Source organism: Scandinavium sp. NPDC088450 (assembly GCF_044900545.1).
GTDB lineage: Bacteria > Pseudomonadota > Gammaproteobacteria > Enterobacterales > Enterobacteriaceae > Scandinavium.
The window spans coordinates 104,947-118,756 of sequence record NZ_JBJDNI010000015.1 but is presented as its reverse complement, the minus strand read 5'-3'; the positions used below and the strand labels follow the sequence as shown (position 1 = coordinate 118,756).

The following is a 13,810-nucleotide window of genomic DNA, read 5'->3' as shown; positions in this document are numbered from 1 at the left end:
AGACTGGCCGTCAAACAAGGTACACGACCTGCTTCCCTGGAAGCTCGATCTTAGCAACGTCTAACCGTCAATACGGTTCAGATGAGCCGCTTACGCAAATTCCCATCTTTTTTGTGATCAGCTTTCCGCGCTGGCTAGTGATGAAGACCTGTAAAATCCCAGTGTGGCCCAAAGAAATTGAAGATGCCTGCCAGCCCGATAAGAACGACCCCGTCAATAAAGGCGCGGAACACAACCCGCCCCAAATCTGGCGTCCAATGCTGGGGTTACAGGGCAAGGAACGTTATGCACGCACCTTCGCCAAAGAGCGTAAGGCCATGGACCGGATCACTACCCGCCTCAGAGAAAAATATGGTGAGCATGATTAATACTCTGCCCTGAAAATAACGGCTACAAGCTCACAAAAAACTGCATCAACTCCATCGCTATCAACTAATCCCGTCTGTTGACGGCAAGGCCTCCGGTTTTAGTACCGGGACTTTTTATTACACCACCTCAACGCCCGTCAGCGCCGGGACGTTCAGCAGCGTGGTGCAGGTGACCTTTATTTACCAGTAGGCCCGCGCCTCTTAGTACGGACGCTTTTTTTCGGCCCGGTAGCCAGTTTTGCCGGGCTTTTTTTGACTTCCGGCACTTCGGGGCGCTCGATCGGGAACACAGGCAAGGCGTTGAGCAAACGCGGGCCATAATTTTTGGTCAGCAGGCGCTTGTCATAAATCACTATCTCGCCCCAGCAGCCGTGGCTACGAATCAGTCGCCCCACCTGCTGAATCAAATTGAACGACGCCGCTGGCAGGCTTTGGACCTCAAACGGGTAACGATTGAGGCTTTTCAGCCATTCACCTTCGGTGATCACCACCGGGCTGTCGATTGGCGGGAAAGCAATTTTGTGGATGTGCACCTGGCTGAGCAATTCGCCTTTCAGGTCGAGGCCTTCCGCGAAGGATTGCAACCCAACCAGCACGCTACGCTCGCCGCCTTCAACCCGTTTACGATGCAACTCCACTAATCGATAACGCGGCTGATCGCCCTGCACCAGCAGCAGTAAGCGTAAATCCGGTACGCACTCTAAGAAGCGCTGCATGGCACGCCCGCTGGCGAACAGCACCAGCATTCCCAGGTGCTTTTTGCTTTCCACCTGTTCACGGAAGAAGGCGGCCATCTCCGCGATGTGCTGCTCTTCGTGTTCCATCAGCGGTTCAAAGTGCATCTGTGGAATGATGATTTTGCCCTGTTCGACGTGGTTAAACGGTGAGTCCAGCGCCACGAAGCGATCTCCGGCCTTCTCCTTCAGGCCGCTCATTTCCTGCAAACGAGAAAAACTGTTCAGCGAACGCAGCGTCGCGGACGTTACCACGATATGAGGCACGCTGCGCCACAGCAGCTTTTCCAGCTGATCGCTGACGCGAATGCCCACGCAGTGGAACCAGACGTGCGGCTGCCCGTCTCGCATGTCCCGCGTGGCCCATTTGCTGACTGGCGCGCCTGAAGCCTGGGCGAGTGAAGCCAAACGCCAGAGTTTGCTCTGCGATTCAAACATGCCCAGCGCACGGTTCATCTGTAGCAACACGCGGTGCAAACGCACGATATCGTGAGACCCGGTGCGTTCACTCAAATCGTTGAGGAACAATTCCGCCAGGCCGCGCAGCATTTCAGTCAGTTTCGCCAGCCGCTGACAATGGGCCATCACCTCATCTGGAAGCTCGCCCATGGCAAAACGGTGTTCTGCTTCCGGCCCGGCAGGCATGTACAAATTCAGGATATTGTTGAGCGAAACGATGTGTTCCTGCAGCTCATCGCAATGCTCTGTCAGGCGTTCTGGCACCGCCAGCGGCGGCGTGGTTTTCGGGCGGAATTGCTCCATGCAGGTCGCCACCAGCTTGCTGAACAAATCGAGCTGCAACCGGAACCACGGCGCGGTAATTTCCGCACTCATCTCCAGCGCATCGCGGGCAACATCCGGCAGATGGTGGCCCTCATCGAGCACCAACAGCAGGTTTTTTGGCTCCGGCAATACCGCTTCGCTCTCCATCGCCGCCATCACCAGCGCATGGTTAGCGACCACCACTTCTGCTTCCTGAATTTCGCGCCGCGCCACAAAGAACGGGCATTCGCGATAGTAGAAACAGTTACGGTTCAGGCAACTGGCTTTGTCGGTGCTTAAACGGCTCCATAATCCGTCGTCAATCGCCTGATCGGTGTGATCGCGCAGGCCATCCCATTTATAACTGTCGAGATCGGCTTTCAGCTTTGCGCAGCGTTTTTGTTCTTCTTTGCTATTGGGCGTGAGGTCATCATCCAGAAACGCCAGCAAATCCTGCTGTGTCGGCTCAGAGCTAGAAAGCCCGGCGAGATTACGCGGGCAGACATAGCGCCCACGACCAAAGGCCGCGGTAAAACGCAGGTCGGGAATGATTTTTTTCAGCAACGGCAGGTCTTTGCTGTAGATCTGATCCTGAAGGGCCACGTTGGCGGTACTGATGACCAACGTTTTTTCTTCTTCACGAGCAATGGCGATACCGGGAATCAGGTAAGACAGCGTTTTACCGACGCCTGTTGGCGCTTCGATAGCCAGATGCCTGCCCTCTTCACCGGTGAGCGTTTTAGCCACATCGGCAATCATTTGCCGTTGCGGTGCCCGGGGAATGAAATCGGGGATCTGTTCCTGAAGCGCCTTATACCAGGACGCGATTTGCGCCTTCAGCGCGGCGGTAAGTGCCATTGAAGATGTCCGAATACTGTATAAACAGCCACTATTCTGACACTTTCCGGCGATGGGGGCAAAACATTCACGACAAGCCGGGTGGCGGCTTCGCCTGATACCGGCCTACGAGAGATACCGAGCTTGTGCGTCAGGAAAATGGGGCAAAAAAAATGGCCGCCGGAGCGACCATTGTCTTTTTCTTTACGCTTACTGCGCAGCAGCAGGCTTACGCGGACGGCGACGACGCGGGGCAGCACCTTCTCTGCGCGGCTGATCGCCCTCAGCGCGACGAGCCTGACCGCCTGCGGCTGGTTTGTCACTGCGACGCGCCTGGCCGTTACCGGCTGGTTTATCACTGCGGCGTGCCTGACCACCGTCGTTACGGCGAGGCTGGCCCTGACCACGACCACCGCCGCCACGGCTTTGACGACCGTTTTGAATCGGCTCTGCCTGGATAGACGGATCGACGTCATAGCCCGGCACCGCAATGCGCGGGATCTCTTTTTTCAGCAAACGCTCGATGTCGCGCAGCAGTTTGTGTTCATCCACACAAACCAGTGACAGCGCTTCACCCGTCGCGGCTGCACGCCCGGTACGACCGATACGGTGGACGTAATCTTCCGGTACGTTTGGCAGCTCGTAGTTCACCACGTGCGGCAGCTCTTCGATATCCAGGCCACGGGCCGCGATATCCGTTGCTACCAGCACGCGCAGATCGCCGGATTTAAACTCTGCCAGTGCACGGGTACGTGCGCCCTGACTCTTGTTACCGTGAATTGCGGCGCTGCGAATGCCGTCTTTGTTCAACTGTTCTGCCAGATGGTTGGCGCCATGCTTGGTACGGGTGAACACCAGCACCTGTTTCCAGTCGCCTTCGCCAATCATCTGCGACAGCAGTTCCCGCTTGCGTTTCTTATCCACGAAATGCACGTGCTGAGTGACTTGCTCAGAAGCGGTGTTGCGACGCGCCACTTCTACTTCCAGCGGGTTGTGCAGCAATTTAGAGGCCAGCGCTTTGATCTCATCAGAGAAGGTCGCGGAGAACAGCAGGTTCTGACGCTTGGCAGGTAATTTCGCCAGCACGCGGCGGATATCATGGATGAAGCCCATATCCAGCATACGGTCGGCTTCGTCCAGTACCAGAATTTCGACTTTATCGAGGCTCACCGCATTCTGGTGTTCGAGGTCTAACAGACGACCCGGCGTCGCCACCAGCACGTCAACACCCCCGCGCAGTTTCAGCATCTGCGGGTTAATGCTCACGCCACCGAACACAACCATCGAACGAATATTGAGGTATTTACTGTACTCGCGAACGTTCTCGCCGACCTGAGCGGCCAGTTCACGAGTAGGGGTAAGGATAAGAGCACGAACCGGGCGACGACCTTTCGCGTGCGGCTCTTTCTGCACCAGTTGTTGCAGCAGCGGCAGGGTAAATCCGGCGGTTTTGCCGGTACCGGTCTGGGCGCTCGCCATCAGATCACGGCCTTGCAGCACGCAAGGAATAGCCTGCTGCTGAATAGGGGTAGGCTGGCTGTAGCCCTGCTCCGCAATCGCGCGCAGGATCTCAGCGTTCAGGCCAAGGGTTTCAAAAGACATAACAACTCCGAACCGCCCCGACCATGACAGGTATCGTTTTCAGGGTGATAGTGATAGTGCGGTAAGACAAAAACGATAATGTCAGCAAGGGGCGGAGTGTAGCAGTTTTTGTGACACACCGCATAAAATATCCCTCTTCTATTCATCCACGAAATAAATTGCCACTGAATGTGGACAAGGTGAAAAAACAGTCATAATCTTAATCAATCGATTGATTAACTTTGTGAGGCGCGATGAATACCACGCCCATCACCAGCAAAGGCGAACAAGCCAAAAACCAGCTTATCCGGGCGGCCATCGCCCAGTTCGGCGAATATGGCCTGCATGCCACCACCCGCGATATTGCCGCCCTGGCCGGGCAAAACATCGCCGCCATTCCCTACTATTTCGGCTCGAAAGAAGATCTCTATTTGGCCTGCGCCCAGTGGATTGCCGATTTCATTGGCAGCAACTTCCGCCCGCTTGCCGAAACAGGCGAGCAGTTGTTGAGCCAGCCCAATCCAGACAAAGACGCGATTCGCGACCTCATCCTCAGCGCCAGTAAAAACATGATCCTGCTGCTGACTCAGGATGAAACCGTCAATCTCAGTAAGTTTATCTCCCGTGAGCAGCTTTCGCCCTCACCCGCCTATCAATTAATTCACGACCAGGTGATTGCCCCGCTGCACGGGCATTTGACGCGCCTGATTGCCGCCTGGACAGGGCTTGATCCCAACGACACCCAAACCATATTGCACACCCACGCGTTGCTCGGCCAAATCCTCGCCTTCCGGTTAGGCCAGGAAACCATTTTGCTGCGCACCGGCTGGGCGAAGTTTGATGAGGAAAAAGCCGGGATCATTTTCCAGGTGATCGCCACCCATATCGATCTCTTGCTGCAAGGACTCTCGCAAAGGAGCTGAAGTCATGAAAAAACCCATTATCCTCGGTCTGACGGTGGCACTCATCGTCGCGGCCATTGCCGCAGGGGCTTTCTGGTATCAGAGCAAAAAAGACAACGGCCTGACCCTCTATGGCAACGTGGATATTCGCACCGTCAATATGAGCTTCCGTGTCGGGGGACGCTTGCAGACTTTGCAGGTCGATGAAGGCGATGCGATCAAAGCCGGGCAAACAGTGGGCGAGCTGGATCATGCCCCTTATGAAAATGCGCTGATGCAGGCCAAAGCCAACGTGGCCGCAGCCCAGGCAAAATATGACTTGCTGGTGGCAGGTTATCGCGATGAAGAAATCGCGCAGGCCGCCGCTGCGGTACGCCAGGCAAAAGCCGCCGCTGATTACGCGCAAAACTTCTATCAACGTCAGCAGGGGTTGTGGAAAAGCCGGACTATTTCCGCCAACGACCTGGAAAATGCCCGTTCCTCACGCGACCAGGCGCAAGCGACGCTGAAATCTGCCCAGGACAAACTGAACCAGTATCACGCCGGTAACCGTCCGCAGGAAATTGCTCAGGCCAAAGCCAGCCTCGAACAGGCTCAGGCGCAGCTGGCACAATCGCAGCTCGATTTGCAGGACACCACCCTGCTCGCCCCGTCTGACGGCACTATTCTGACTCGCGCCGTGGAGCCCGGCAGCATGCTCAATGCCGGAAGCACCGTGTTGACGCTTTCCCTGACTCGCCCGGTTTGGGTGCGAGCTTATGTCGATGAAAGCAGCCTGAATCAGGCCCAGCCAGGGCGCGAACTGCTGCTCTATACTGACGGTCGCCCAAATAAGCCTTATCACGGCAAAATTGGCTTTGTTTCCCCGACGGCAGAATTCACCCCCAAAACGGTTGAAACCCCAGACCTGCGCACGGATCTCGTCTATCGCTTGCGCATTATCGTGACCGATGCCGATGATGCCCTGCGTCAGGGCATGCCGGTGACCGTGAAATTCCAGCAGGGAGACACTCATGAGTGAAGCGGTGATTAAGCTTAACGGGCTTATCAAACGCTTTACCGGCATGGATAAGCCTGCCGTAGCAAAGCTGGATTGCACCATACAATCAGGCTATGTCACCGGGCTCGTCGGCCCCGATGGCGCGGGCAAAACCACACTGATGCGGATGCTGGCAGGGTTACTGAAACCCGATGAAGGCAGCGTGAGCGTTATCGGCTACGACCCAATTCACGACAGCAGCGCCCTGCACGCCGCGCTCGGCTATATGCCGCAGAAATTCGGCCTGTACGAAGATTTAACGGTGATGGAAAACCTGACGCTGTATGCCGATTTACGCAGCGTCACCGGTGACGTTCGCGAGAAAACCTTCGCCCGGTTGCTGGAATTTACGTCGCTTGGCCCATTTACCGAACGTCTGGCGGGCAAGCTTTCCGGTGGGATGAAACAAAAATTAGGCCTGGCTTGTACGCTGGTCGGCGAGCCAAAAGTTTTGCTGCTTGATGAACCGGGCGTCGGGGTTGACCCGATTTCACGCCGCGAACTGTGGCAAATGGTGCATGAACTGGCTGGCGACGGGATGCTGATCCTCTGGAGCACGTCTTATCTGGATGAGGCCGAACAGTGCCGAGACGTGCTGTTGATGAACGAAGGCGAGCTGCTGTATCAAGGCGAACCAAAAGCATTGACCGACACCATGCGCGGACGCAGTTTTCTGCTGAACAGCCCGCAAGAGAACAATCGCAAGCTGCTGCAACGCACGCTCAAATTGCCGCAGGTCAGCGACGGCATGATTCAGGGTCGCTCTGTGCGCCTCATCCTTAAGAAAGACGCCACCGCTAACGATATTCGTCAGGCAGAAGGCATGCCTGACATTGAGATAGCTGAAACCGACCCTCGTTTTGAAGACGCATTTATCGACCTGCTGGGCGGCGCTGGTACGTCCGAATCCCTGCTTGCCGCCATTCTTCACACCGTAGAGGGCGAGCCCGGCGAAACAGTGATTGAGGCCAAAGAACTCACCAAGAAATTCGGTGATTTTGCCGCCACCGATCATGTCAATTTTGCTGTCAAACGTGGTGAGATTTTCGGCCTGCTCGGCCCAAATGGTGCGGGCAAATCCACCACCTTCAAAATGATGTGTGGCCTGCTGGTGCCCACCTCCGGCAAAGCGCTGGTGCTGGACATGGATTTAAAAGTCAGCTCCGGCAAGGCTCGTCAGCATCTGGGCTACATGGCGCAAAAGTTCTCGCTGTACGGCAACCTGACGGTCGAGCAGAACATGCGCTTTTTCTCTGGCGTGTACGGTCTGCGCGGGAAAGCGCAAACCGAAAAAATCGACAAGATGAGCGACGCTTTCGGCCTGAAAAGTATCAGCAACCACGCCACGGACGATTTACCGCTCGGGTTTAAGCAACGACTGGCGCTGGCCTGCTCGTTGATGCACGAGCCGGATATTCTGTTTCTCGATGAGCCGACCTCTGGCGTCGACCCTATCACCCGCCGCGAGTTCTGGCTGCACATCAACAGCATGGTGGAAAAAGGTGTCACCGTGATGGTGACAACGCACTTTATGGACGAAGCGGAATACTGCGATCGCATTGGCCTGGTGTACCGTGGCAAGCTGATTGCCAGCGGCACGCCGGATGATTTGAAAGCCAAAGCGGCTGACGAGGAAACGACTGATCCAACGATGGAACAAGCGTTTATTACGCTTATCCATGACTGGGATAAGGAGCATGCCGATGGCCAGTAACGTTCTCTCCTGGCGGCGGGTTCGCGCCCTGTGCGTGAAAGAAACCCGGCAGATTATTCGCGATCCCAGCAGTTGGCTGATTGCCGTGGTTATCCCGCTGATGCTGCTCTTTATCTTCGGCTACGGTATCAACCTCGATTCGAGCAAGCTGCGAGTGGGGATTTTACTGGAACAGCGAAGCGAGGAAGCGCTCGACTTCGCCCACACCATGACCGGTTCGCCCTACATTGACGCCACCGTAAGCGATAACCGCCAGGCGCTTATCCAGAAAATGCAGGCGGGCAAAATTCGCGGGCTGGTGGTTATCCCGGTGAACTTTGCAGCGCAAATGGCGCGCGACGGTGACGAAGCGCCGATTCAGGTGATCACCGACGGCAGCGAACCCAATACCGCCAACTTTGTGCAAGGCTATGTGCAAGGGATTTGGCAAATCTGGCAGATGCAGCGAGCGGAAGACCGGGGCGAAAAATTTGAGCCGCTTATCGACGTCCAGACGCGCTACTGGTTTAACCCGGCGGCCATCAGCCAGCACTTTATTATTCCGGGCGCGGTGACCATCATCATGACGGTTATCGGCGCGATCCTTACTTCGCTGGTGGTGGCCCGTGAGTGGGAGCGCGGGACCATGGAAGCGCTGCTCTCCACCGAAGTCACCCGCGCCGAACTGCTGCTGTGCAAACTGATCCCTTACTATTTTCTCGGGATGCTGGCGATGCTGCTTTGTATGCTGGTGTCGGTGTTTATTCTCGGGGTGCCCTACCGTGGCTCGCTGGTGATTCTCTTCTTCATTACCAGCCTGTTTCTGCTCAGCACGCTCGGCATGGGGCTGCTGATTTCCACCATAACCCGCAATCAGTTTAACGCTGCTCAGGTGGCGCTCAACGCCGCGTTTTTGCCGTCGATTATGCTGTCCGGGTTTATTTTCCAGATAGACAGCATGCCAGCGGCGATTCGCGTGGTGACGTACATCATTCCGGCGCGTTACTTCGTCAGCACCCTGCAAAGCCTGTTTTTGGCGGGCAATATCCCGGTGGTGCTGGTGATTAACGTGCTGTTTTTGATTGCCTCGGCGGTGATGTTTATCGGCCTGACATGGCTGAAAACCAAACGTCGGCTGGACTGACACATTGCCCGGTGGCGCTGTGCTGACCGGGCCTACGAGGTATGCAGTTTGTAGGTCGGGTCAGGCGCAGCCGCCACCCGACGCGGGTGATTAAGGAGTAAAGATGTTTCATCGCTTATGGACACTGATTCGAAAAGAGCTGCAATCGCTGCTGCGCGAACCGCAGACGCGGGCGATCCTGATTATGCCGGTGCTGATTCAGGTGTTCCTGTTCCCGTTCGCCGCCACGCTGGAAGTCACCAACGCCACGATTGCCATTTACAACGAAGACAACGGCAAGCATGCGGTAGAACTGACTCAGCGGTTTGCCCGGGCTAAAGCCTTTACCCATATTCTGTTGCTGAAAAGCCCGCAGGAGATCCAGCCGACCATCGACACGCAAAAGGCCTTGCTGCTGGTGCGCTTCCCGGCGGATTTCTCCCGCAATATCGACAGCCTGCAAACCGCGCCGATGCAGCTGATTCTGGATGGTCGCAACTCCAACAGCGCCCAGATTGCGGCGAATTATCTGCAACAGATTGTGGAGGATTACCAACAGGAATTGCTCGACGGCAAACCGAAGCCCAACAACAGCAAGTTGGTGGTGCGCAACTGGTACAACCCGAATCTGGATTACAAATGGTTCGTAGTGCCGTCATTGATTGCGATGATCACCACTATCGGGGTGATGATTGTCACGTCGCTTTCCGTTGCACGTGAACGTGAGCAAGGCACGCTGGATCAGCTTCTGGTTTCACCGCTCGCCACGTGGCAAATTTTCGTCGGCAAAGCGGTGCCAGCGCTGATTGTCGCCACCTTCCAGGCCAGTATCGTGCTGGCGATAGGTATCTTCGCCTATCAAATACCGTTCTCGGGATCGCTGGCGCTGTTTTACTTCACCATGATTGTGTATGGCTTGTCGCTGGTGGGATTTGGCCTGTTGATTTCGTCGCTGTGCTCAACGCAGCAGCAGGCGTTTATCGGCGTGTTTGTCTTTATGATGCCGGCCATTTTGCTTTCGGGATATGTTTCCCCGGTTGAGAACATGCCGGTGTGGCTGCAGAACGCGACGTGGATTAACCCGATTCGTCACTTTACGGATATTACCAAGCAGATTTATTTGAAGGATGCCAGCTTTGATATCGTCTGGCAGAGCTTGTGGCCGCTACTGGTGATAGCGACCACAACAGGCTCAGTGGCGTACGCGATGTTTCGCCGTAACGTTGCGTAACTTTTTGTCTTTCGCCAGCAGCGACACAATCGCCGGGCCAGCCAGAATGACCACGCCGGCCAGCGCCAGCAACAGGTTGTTTTGCAGCACGCGTGAAAGCAACCACAGGACGATCACCGCCGCACCGAAATACCAGGTGGTGGTCAGTTCTTCCAGAAAATCGCCCACGTCACGCCAGCGTTCTTCGTGGTGGCGCTGGAGCATTAACATCAACAGCACTGTTACGCCGTAAAGCACGCAGAGCCCCAGCCCCACGCGCACCAGCGCCCCGCTCATCCATCCCAATACCAGAACTGCAACGACCAGCAGATGCAAAATAATCTGCCAGCAGCTCAGGCCAGTTGCGACACGAATTCGTTGTTGCCACTTCATGTCATCTCTCCCGAAGCATTTTCAACTGTTATTCAGAGTACCGGACTTTACGGAAAATTCCGTAACACCGCACCTTTTTGTGACGGCTACTACACTATTTTATTCAGGACAGTGACACTGGCAGGAGAATGATGACCCAGAACTCAGCCCCTTTTTCCCTAAAAATACTGACGATCAACACCCATAAAGGCTTCGCCGCGTTTAACCGACGCTTTATGTTGCCGGAGCTGCGCGATGCGGTTCGTACCGTGGGCGCGGACATAGTTTGTCTGCAGGAAGTCCTTGGTGCCCATGAAGTTCACCCGCTGCATGTCGAGAACTGGCCGGACACCAGTCATTACGAATTTCTCGCCGATACCATGTGGAGTGACTATGCCTACGGTCGTAACGCGGTTTATCCCGAAGGCCATCACGGTAATGCGGTGCTGTCGCGCTTCCCGATTGAGCATTACGAAAACCGAGATATCTCGGTGGGCGAGAGTGAAAAGCGCGGCCTGCTTTATTGCCGGATTGTGCCGCCGCATTTATCAACGCCCATTCACGTTATCTGCGTGCACCTCGGCTTGCGTGAGGCGCATCGTCAGGCACAGATTACGATGCTGAGCGAGTGGGTAAACGGCTTACCAGAAAATGAGCCGGTTATTGTGGCGGGTGACTTCAACGACTGGCGTCTGCGAGCAAATGCCCCGTTAAAAACACAGGCGGGGCTGGAAGAGATTTTCACCCGCGCGCTGGGCCGCCCAGTGCGAACCTTCCCGGTGCGTTTTCCCTTATTACGGCTGGACAGAATCTATGTCAAAAACGCTCACGCCAGCCAGCCGACAGCCTTGACGCTGAGCCAGTGGCGACATCTTTCCGACCATGCGCCGTTGAGCGCGGAGATCCATTTATGAAATGCAGCTGGCGAGAAGGCAATCAAATCCAGCTTCTGGAGAACGGTGACCAGTATTATCCCGCGGTGTTCAGCGCCATCGAGCACGCTGAAAGCAAAATCATTCTGGAAACGTTTATCTGGTTTGAAGACAACATCGGCTGGCAATTACATGACGTGTTACTGAAAGCCGCCCAGCGCGGTGTGCAAATTGAAGTTCTGCTCGACGGCTACGGCTCGCCCGATCTGAGCGATCGCTTTGTCGGCGAGTTAACCGCCGCGGGCGTGGTGTTTCGCTATTACGATCCGCGCCCTCGCCTGTTTGGTCTGCGCACCAACCTCTTTCGCAGAATGCACCGCAAAATTGTGGTGGTCGATGGCGTGGTGGCTTTTGTCGGCGGCATCAACTATTCCGCAGAGCATATGTCCGACTACGGCCCGGAAGCAAAACAGGATTATGCAGTCCGAGTGGAAGGCCCGGTGGTACAGGATATTTTGCAGTTCGAGCTGGAAAACTTGCCCGGTAACGCCAACGCGCGCCGCTTCTGGCGACGCCGCCATCGACCAGAGGAAAACCGCACGCCGGGCGAGGCGCAAACGCTGTTCGTCTGGCGCGATAACGACGAACATCGCGATGACATCGAACGGCATTATCTGAAGATGCTCGCTAATGCCCGCCGGGAAGTGATTATCGCCAATGCCTATTTCTTCCCGGGCTATCGTCTGCTGCACGCTATGCGCAATGCCGCACGCCGGGGTGTGACGGTCAAACTGGTGGTTCAGGGCGAACCAGACATGCCCATCGTGAAAGTCGGCGCACGCCTGCTGTACAACTATCTGGTGAAAGGCGGCGTGCAGATTTTCGAATATCAGCGCCGCCCGCTGCACGGCAAAGTGGCGCTAATGGACGATCACTGGGCGACAGTGGGTTCCAGCAATCTGGACCCGCTCAGCCTGTCACTCAATCTGGAAGCGAACCTGATCGTTCACGACAGAGCGTTTAATCAGACATTGCGGGACAACCTCAATCAGCTCATCGAGCATGACAGCCAGCAGGTCGATGCCTCGATGATCCCCAAACGCAGCTGGTGGAATCTGAGCAAAAGCGTGCTGGCGTTCCACTTCTTACGCCACTTCCCGGCGCTGGTCGGCTGGCTGCCAGCCCACACGCCGAAGCTGGCACAGGTGGCGCCGCCAGTGCAAACCACGCTTGAAACCCAGGACCGAATTGAACCAGAGAATCCGGGGGTAAAACCCTGATGAGTCATTCACATCCTCGCTGGCGGCTGGCAAAAAAAATCCTGACGTGGCTGTTTTTCATCGCCGTGGCGGTGCTGCTGGTGGTTTACGCGCGCAAAGTCGACTGGCAGGAAGTGTGGAATGTCATTCGTGACTATAACCGCACCGCCCTGCTGAGTGCCGTGGCGCTGGTCATTTTCAGCTACCTGATTTATGGCTGTTACGATTTGCTCGGGCGAGCCTACTGCGGCCACAAGCTGGCGAAACGCCAGGTGATGCTGGTGTCGTTTATCTGTTATGCCTTTAACCTGACGCTGAGCACCTGGGTTGGCGGGATCGGCATGCGCTATCGCTTGTATTCCCGGCTGGGATTACCCGGTGCAACCATCACCCGCATCTTCTCCCTGAGTATCACCACTAACTGGCTGGGGTACGTTCTGCTCGGCGGAGTTATCTTCAGCATCGGCGTCGTTGATTTGCCCGCACACTGGTACATCAGCGATACCACGCTGCGCATCATCGGCGGTGCGTTACTACTGATGATTGCGGTTTATCTCTGGGCTTGTGCCTTTGCCAAACGACGTCATCTGACGGTCAGAGGCCAAAAACTGGTGTTGCCTTCGTGGCGCTTCGCCCTCGTGCAAATGGGGATTTCCAGCGCCAACTGGATGGCCATGGGGGCAATCATCTGGCTGCTGTTGGGGCAAGAGGTGAATTATTTCTTCGTGTTAGGCGTGTTGCTGGTGAGCAGCATCGCAGGCGTTATCGTACATATTCCGGCGGGCATTGGTGTACTCGAAGCGGTATTCATCGCCTTGCTGGCAGGCGAACACGCTTCACAAGGCACAATTATCGCCGCGCTGCTGGCGTATCGGGTGCTCTATTTCTTTATTCCACTTGCGTTAGCGACGGTGTGTTATCTGGGGCTGGAAAGCCGCGCGAAGAAGCTGAGAGCGAAGAATGAGAAGGTGATGGCGAAGTGAGATTCCCTGATTGCCGGATGGCGGCTTCGCCTGACCCGGCCTACGGGCTTGTAAGCCCGGTAAGCGTTAGCGCCA

General features: G+C 55.9%; 12 protein-coding genes. 9 read left to right on the top strand and 3 right to left on the bottom strand.

What is annotated here, in order from left to right; translation table 11 throughout:
• The coding region (locus ACI2I2_RS14775) for a hypothetical protein (RefSeq protein WP_404658574.1) at positions 1–368 on the top strand (368 nt) is incomplete at its 5' end.
• Between the two features lie 176 nt (positions 369–544).
• Here ACI2I2_RS14775 and dinG read toward each other — a convergent pair.
• Together dinG and rhlE are read right to left on the bottom strand one after the other, a co-directional pair.
• Positions 545–2,722 carry an ATP-dependent DNA helicase DinG gene (gene dinG / locus ACI2I2_RS14770; RefSeq protein WP_404658573.1) on the bottom strand — a complete coding sequence of 726 codons (2,178 nt, stop codon included), beginning with the start codon at positions 2,720–2,722 and terminating at the stop codon, positions 545–547.
• A gap of 189 nt (positions 2,723–2,911) precedes the next feature.
• On the bottom strand, positions 2,912–4,303 hold the full coding sequence (gene rhlE / locus ACI2I2_RS14765; RefSeq protein ID WP_330983424.1) for an ATP-dependent RNA helicase RhlE: 1,392 nt from the start codon (positions 4,301–4,303) through the stop codon (positions 2,912–2,914).
• A gap of 233 nt (positions 4,304–4,536) precedes the next feature.
• On the opposite strand from rhlE, the gene cecR reads away from it, so the two are divergent.
• The 5 genes from cecR to ACI2I2_RS14740 all read left to right on the top strand — a co-directional run bounded on the left by cecR (position 4,537) and on the right by ACI2I2_RS14740 (position 10,270).
• On the top strand, positions 4,537–5,205 hold the full coding sequence (gene cecR, locus ACI2I2_RS14760) for a transcriptional regulator CecR (RefSeq protein WP_330983423.1): 669 nt from the start codon (positions 4,537–4,539) through the stop codon (positions 5,203–5,205).
• 4 nt (positions 5,206–5,209) lie between these two features.
• Positions 5,210–6,205 (top strand): secretion protein HlyD, encoded by a 996-nt coding sequence (hlyD, locus tag ACI2I2_RS14755; RefSeq protein ID WP_404658572.1) that lies wholly within the window; start codon positions 5,210–5,212, stop codon positions 6,203–6,205.
• A complete protein-coding gene (locus ACI2I2_RS14750) occupies positions 6,198–7,937 on the top strand; it encodes an ATP-binding cassette domain-containing protein (protein ID WP_404658571.1) in 1,740 nt (579 codons plus the stop codon). The genes hlyD and ACI2I2_RS14750 overlap by 8 nt, the downstream gene beginning before the upstream one ends.
• Positions 7,927–9,060 carry an ABC transporter permease gene (locus ACI2I2_RS14745; protein WP_404658570.1) on the top strand — a complete coding sequence of 378 codons (1,134 nt, stop codon included), beginning with the start codon at positions 7,927–7,929 and terminating at the stop codon, positions 9,058–9,060. The genes ACI2I2_RS14750 and ACI2I2_RS14745 overlap by 11 nt, the downstream gene beginning before the upstream one ends.
• 103 nt (positions 9,061–9,163) lie before the next feature.
• Positions 9,164–10,270: an ABC transporter permease gene (locus ACI2I2_RS14740; RefSeq protein ID WP_404658569.1), complete on the top strand. Its 1,107-nt coding sequence runs from the start codon at positions 9,164–9,166 to the stop codon at positions 10,268–10,270.
• Here ACI2I2_RS14740 and ACI2I2_RS14735 read toward each other — a convergent pair.
• Positions 10,232–10,642, bottom strand: coding sequence for a YbhQ family protein (locus tag ACI2I2_RS14735; RefSeq protein WP_404658568.1), 411 nt, complete (start codon positions 10,640–10,642; stop codon positions 10,232–10,234). The two genes, ACI2I2_RS14740 and ACI2I2_RS14735, sit on opposite strands and share 39 nt — an antisense overlap.
• Before the next feature lie 131 nt (positions 10,643–10,773).
• Between ACI2I2_RS14735 and ACI2I2_RS14730 the strand changes: the two genes are divergently transcribed.
• The 3 genes from ACI2I2_RS14730 to ACI2I2_RS14720 are packed head-to-tail and all read left to right on the top strand — an operon-like array spanning position 10,774 to position 13,735.
• Positions 10,774–11,535 carry an endonuclease/exonuclease/phosphatase family protein gene (locus tag ACI2I2_RS14730; RefSeq protein ID WP_404658567.1) on the top strand — a complete coding sequence of 254 codons (762 nt, stop codon included), beginning with the start codon at positions 10,774–10,776 and terminating at the stop codon, positions 11,533–11,535.
• Positions 11,532–12,773 carry a cardiolipin synthase ClsB gene (gene clsB, locus ACI2I2_RS14725; protein ID WP_404658566.1) on the top strand — a complete coding sequence of 414 codons (1,242 nt, stop codon included), beginning with the start codon at positions 11,532–11,534 and terminating at the stop codon, positions 12,771–12,773. Before ACI2I2_RS14730 ends, clsB begins: the two co-directional genes overlap by 4 nt.
• Entirely contained in the window at positions 12,773–13,735 is a 963-nt protein-coding gene (locus tag ACI2I2_RS14720) for a lysylphosphatidylglycerol synthase domain-containing protein (RefSeq protein ID WP_404658565.1), read from the top strand. The genes clsB and ACI2I2_RS14720 overlap by 1 nt, the downstream gene beginning before the upstream one ends.
• The last annotated feature ends 75 nt before the right edge of the window (positions 13,736–13,810 follow it).

Excerpts from the sequence above, each read along its gene's own strand:
- dinG (WP_404658573.1), bottom strand. The coding sequence starts at position 2,722 with ATGGCACTTACCGCCGCGCTGAAGGCGCAAATCGCGTCCTGGTATAAG.
- ACI2I2_RS14720 (WP_404658565.1), top strand. The coding sequence starts at position 12,773 with ATGAGTCATTCACATCCTCGCTGGCGGCTGGCAAAAAAAATCCTGACG.
- rhlE (WP_330983424.1), bottom strand. The coding sequence starts at position 4,303 with ATGTCTTTTGAAACCCTTGGCCTGAACGCTGAGATCCTGCGCGCGATT.
- cecR (WP_330983423.1), top strand. The coding sequence starts at position 4,537 with ATGAATACCACGCCCATCACCAGCAAAGGCGAACAAGCCAAAAACCAG.
- clsB (WP_404658566.1), top strand. The coding sequence starts at position 11,532 with ATGAAATGCAGCTGGCGAGAAGGCAATCAAATCCAGCTTCTGGAGAAC.
- ACI2I2_RS14735 (WP_404658568.1), bottom strand. The coding sequence starts at position 10,642 with ATGAAGTGGCAACAACGAATTCGTGTCGCAACTGGCCTGAGCTGCTGG.
- hlyD (WP_404658572.1), top strand. The coding sequence starts at position 5,210 with ATGAAAAAACCCATTATCCTCGGTCTGACGGTGGCACTCATCGTCGCG.
- ACI2I2_RS14750 (WP_404658571.1), top strand. The coding sequence starts at position 6,198 with ATGAGTGAAGCGGTGATTAAGCTTAACGGGCTTATCAAACGCTTTACC.
- ACI2I2_RS14745 (WP_404658570.1), top strand. The coding sequence starts at position 7,927 with ATGGCCAGTAACGTTCTCTCCTGGCGGCGGGTTCGCGCCCTGTGCGTG.
- ACI2I2_RS14740 (WP_404658569.1), top strand. The coding sequence starts at position 9,164 with ATGTTTCATCGCTTATGGACACTGATTCGAAAAGAGCTGCAATCGCTG.
- ACI2I2_RS14730 (WP_404658567.1), top strand. The coding sequence starts at position 10,774 with ATGACCCAGAACTCAGCCCCTTTTTCCCTAAAAATACTGACGATCAAC.